The 4,783-nt window shown below is 48.9% G+C and carries 2 protein-coding genes; one reads left to right on the top strand and one right to left on the bottom strand.

The annotated features are described in order from the left end of the window. Positions 1-27: 27 nt before the first annotated feature. Positions 28-3,627, bottom strand: coding sequence for a tape measure protein (locus tag DXZ20_RS05030; protein ID WP_163696814.1), 3,600 nt, complete (start codon positions 3,625-3,627; stop codon positions 28-30). 126 nt (positions 3,628-3,753) lie between these two features. Here DXZ20_RS05030 and DXZ20_RS05025 point away from each other — a divergent pair. Further along, positions 3,754-4,783 (top strand): DUF2213 domain-containing protein (locus tag DXZ20_RS05025; protein ID WP_250565632.1); only part of this gene is annotated, 1,030 nt, incomplete at its 3' end.

The raw sequence follows: 4,783 nt of genomic DNA, 5'->3' as shown, positions 1-4,783 counted from the left end.
GATGCCGGACAGCTACCCTGTTGAAGGCTAAGATCGACCTCCTAAAGGACTGATCTGTCTGACAGAATATTCACGCACCAAAGCCATTGTTGGCGGAATTAACTTGGAAATCATCACAACTGACAAGCTAGTGAATCCAACCGTCAGCAACTCTGCATTATTGGCGGCAAACTGTAGTACCGGCAGCAGTGCATCAATACCAACTTTTTTGACAGCTAGCGAAATCGTTCCAAATTTGTCACGCAACGTTCCCATTGCGTTGCCAAGCCGTGCTAATGAAGCAGCACTTGAATTGGATGCGTCCGCTATGGCACCAGCAAGTTCAAGCGATATTTGCTGTGCAAATTTTGGTAAGAATTCCTCTGAGGTTACTTGCCCAAGCTGGAGCATTTTGTCTAGTTCAGCCGTTGTTACATTCATCGCCCTGGCTGCTATCTGGAACGAGCCGGGCAATGCTTCCATCTGGCCGCGTAGTTCCTCTGTTGAAATTCGCCCCTTTGAGATCATTTGCGACAGCGCACGGTTCGTTTGTTCTTGTTCGGCAATTGTCATTCCATAGACAGCGCTAGCCTCATTACTGGCCTTCGCAATCGCCATCACGTCGTCTTCTAGCTCAGTGCCACGCGCAGCAGCGCCTAGCCCTACATAGGCTTCCTGTGATGCGGTCGCATCAATGCCAAGCCGGTTTGCCTCAGAGCTGAGTTGTTTTGCAATGCGTCCTGCTTTTTGCGCATCGTCAGCGATAAAGGTTAGTCCCCGACGCACCCTATCCATCTGCAACGCAGTTTGTTCACTCGCTTTTGCAAATTCCGCCAATAATGGCACCGCAAATGTGATTGCCCGGAATGCAATAAACCCTTGTAGCGTCGCGCTTAATACATCCCTTAGCCCGTCTAATTTACTTGTGAATGGGTCAACTGATATCTTCCCTACGTTGTTTAGTGACTGACCCATCGCCTCGCCGGACTCGGCTACCTTTTCCCCGATGCCAGACGAATCAATCTGAGCCGCACCGATTTGGATGCCCTCACCAACCCGTCTCATGATTTCAATGAAGCGTTTCGAGGGTGAAGCAATGCCTAGTTCGTCTTCAGTCGCGTTGACTAATGCACGGCCAATTTGTTCACCAATGGCTTTAACCTCGTTTATATTGACGCCGCTATCAATCCCCGCATCTACGTTCTGGCCAATGCCTTTCATTGAGTCGCGCACTTTGCCGACACCAATGGCACTCGACATACCGCCTACTACGCCCGGCACCTGATTGAGCGGAAATGGTAGACCCGACGCAACGCCACTCGCAGTCATCCCCACTGCACGCCCTCCTACCATCCCAGCCAAGTCACCCGCCAACAGATCGCCAAATTCTTCCTCTGCCATACCCAGGCGCTTAGCAACCGCCTTTATGCCTGCCCTGAATTCGTCAATATCTTTAAGGGCACCGACTGATATCTCACCCGCCTTTGATGCATCAATTGTTGCTGCAATCACACCGCTTAACTGTCTCGCGACAATAGTCGCAACGGCTTCAGTAATGATCGATGCAATATCCCCGTTTACCTTTCCTGCGCCGAATCCCGCCCCCGCGACCAACGCATCACCGATAAATCCTTGTCCTTTCTTTGATGTCAGCATGGCTTGGCCAGTGGCGAGCGCATTGCCGGTGCGTTCTACTTCAAAGAATTTGGCCGCATTATCACCAAATACATCGGAGACTTCTGCCATCTTTTGCTTCAGCCCTTGCAGGTAGCCTTCACCTGAATCGAGGCCAAGTCTTTTTAGTACACGAGATGGAGATTGTATTTCTAGATCGTCTTTTAGGCGGTCAACGACCGCCTTTGAAAACTGACTGGTTGCATTTGTCGCATTGTCGATCGCATCAGTCAGCCCTTTGCTATACCCTTTCCCGCTGGCACTGCCCACGTCGTCCATCTCGGACAGCAGGGACGATGCGCCTTTATCAGCTTTTGTAATGCGGGCTCTTGCGATACCAGCCGCTTTCTTCGCTGCTGCTGGTACATCATCGCCATAGCTAGCTAATGCATCATCAATTGCTTTTCGCCCTGCTTCAATCGCCTCATTGATAGCCTTTGCCATCCCTGCCGATTGGTCAGTACCACGCAACGCCCTTGCGCTTTTTATCTGGGCACTGAAGGCAAGCCCGACTCGCTCAATTGCGTCCTGAGGGCTGCCAACACCTTTAGCGCTACCAATATTTAGTTGATCAAGAGACTGGGACGCTCGTGTGACTCGACCTTTGAGTGAGGCTAATTCCTGCCCCTTGCCCATTCGGTCAGCAGCCGGGTCGATCTGAGCTAGTAGCGTATCTAGATCTTTAAGTAACTTGGGTATTAATGAAATACCAATATCTGCATGAGCACTCGCCCGACTTGGGTTGACAGTAGCAAGCGCCTTTGCTTTTCTCGCACCTTCTTCTATTTCCTTGGTTAGTTTTTTGATCCGACCCATGTCCGGTGGTGCCATGGGTAGTTTGTCTAAATTTGGCGCACTAACTTTAGGTGGCTTAGAATTTACTGGTGTTGTCGTACTATCCCTACCAGTAGTGGAACTGTCGCGACGTTGCTCAGCTGCGGGAGCCTGCTTATATGCTTCAACTAGTTCAGCCTGGAGTTCGGGGAATGCAAGCGGGATCTGAAATGCCTCACCTGATTCCACTCGTTGCTTAGTTTTTGCTAGCGCTTCATTTAATGCTTTTTCAAATGCATTGCCCAGTGTTTTTGCTAGTTGGGTGCTAGCCGAAAATAATTCTTTTGATGTTTCGACAGCTTCTCTTTTTGCCTCAGCCGGGGTGGTACTCACACCCTTGCCGAATGCTGCTACTCCCTCTTTCGCGTTTGGTGCCTTCGATGCATTGACTAGCGCCTTGGATACTTTGGTCGAGGCGCGTTCTAATCGAGCTTCAACTATCTTGCTAAGGTCTTCCGCCGCTGCCCTTACTTCAGGATTTTCAAATAGAACCTGTCCAGCTTTTTTTAGGTTGCGCTCCAGCCCATCTAAAGTCTTCTTATCTAAGTCAAAGTTTGCCCGTAGCGTCGTCCTAGCCCGTTCAGATACAACTGAGCCAAACCCAGCGCCAATTGATGTAAAGAAGCCTGTCATCAACTTATCCATTGTTGATGTGTCGTTTGGCTTCCTTAGCTCTGTCAGAATAGCCTCTAACAATCCTTCTGTTGTCGTTGGAATTACAACTTCAGTTTTTGTTTTTGCACTGTTTTTGCTGCCACCTATCGTGCCGCCTGTTGCTAAAACCTGAGACTGAACCTTTGCTGTAATTTGAATTTGCTTCCCACTGAGTCGGTCTAGCTGTTTTTCAAGCGCATCCAGCTCAGTTGTATTGACGCGGGGTGTGATCGGATTTCTATCTAAATCAGCCTGTACCTGTTTCCGGTGCTTAATCTTCGAGTCGTAAACCTGGTTCAGCTCATGTAACCCGCTTAGATCTACTTTCGGCGCAATATCGAACGAATTACGTCCACCAATATTTAGAGTTCTTTTTAGGTCGCGCTCTAATTTTTCAGCCTGTGCCTTGGCCGCCTGCATCCCCGCCGTATATTTCTCTGTATTAAGTTCAAGCTCAAGAAACAACGTTCCGATGGATTGAGACATAACTTCCAGTTGACAAAAACAGAAAATGTATACAGGAAATAACCCTTGAAGGCTTTAATTGACGAGGGTTGTAGCCATTCTCAATAGTAGTGCTATATTCGACATAGTGCTTTTTTGGATGATTTCTTGAAGTCGCGTTTTGACACTGGATTTATCTTGAAATCGCAGCGGCTTGATGATGGTCGGCTGAGATTTTATATGCGTATTGGCAAGGCGAATCAATTGCTGGCGTACCAAGACGAGCAGATGAAGGACGGTGTGCGATATGAGATTATTCGACCGCAACAGCTATTTCATCGGGATTCGATTGATTCGGCCAAGATGGGAGTCATCACACTCGACCACCCAGACGAACTAATCTCTCCTGAAACAGCGCGGCAGTACATCCAGGGCAGTACTGGGCATTCCGTTGTTATTGATGGCGATTTTCTAGGTATCGTTGGCACGCTATTCTCTAAGGATGCGATCTCCGCAGTGGAATCTGGCGAGTATCCAGAGATATCGCCCGCCTACCTAACTGACTGGATGGATGGCGATGGCACTAAAGAAAATCCATATCACCAGCTGCCTAGAAAGCACAATCATTTTGCTCTTGTAAAGCGCGGTCGTCATGGCTCTGAAGTACGTAGCTATACCGATGCTGTTGATGATGCGCTCGTAGATCGTTTGCTGCGTGATGGCGAAATCTCTAACCCCCTAACGTCTGTCGTTGTACCCCGAAAAACTATGAAAATAACCCTCGGCAATAAAAGCTATGAGGTCGAAGGCGATGACGCCAAAGCCTTGGCTGATGCGATTTCATCCATGTCTAAAGAGCATGAGGACATGAAGAAAAAGCACATGGCTATGGACGGCGAGAATAAAGTTCTTAAAGCTGATCTCACAAAGTACAAGGCCAAAGCTGACTCTCTAGAAACCTCTCCAAAGCTTGATGCTAAAGAGGTTCAGCAGTATGTAGCGAGTGAAGTGAAAGATCGGCTCGATTGCTGGTCTCGCATTTTGCCCCACATGAACGCTGACTTTGAGCCTGATTTTTCAGCATCTTCCGCCGATGTGAAGCGCCTGTGGATTGCTAAGCATCGGGCAGACATGGCGGCTGATCCTAATTTCCAGGACGATGGATTCATTGAGGGTGCATGGCGTGCGATCTCTCCTG

The organism is Adonisia turfae CCMR0081 (assembly GCF_011009555.1).
In the GTDB taxonomy this organism is placed as follows: Bacteria; Cyanobacteriota; Cyanobacteriia; order Phormidesmidales; family Phormidesmidaceae; genus Leptothoe; species Leptothoe turfae.
The sequence above is the reverse complement of the archived record's forward strand: the minus strand, read 5'-3'. Positions and strand labels throughout refer to the sequence as shown.

Coding starts and splice junctions, on each gene's coding strand:
- DXZ20_RS05030 (WP_163696814.1), bottom strand. CDS start 3,627: ATGTCTCAATCCATCGGAACGTTGTTTCTTGAGCTTGAACTTAATACA.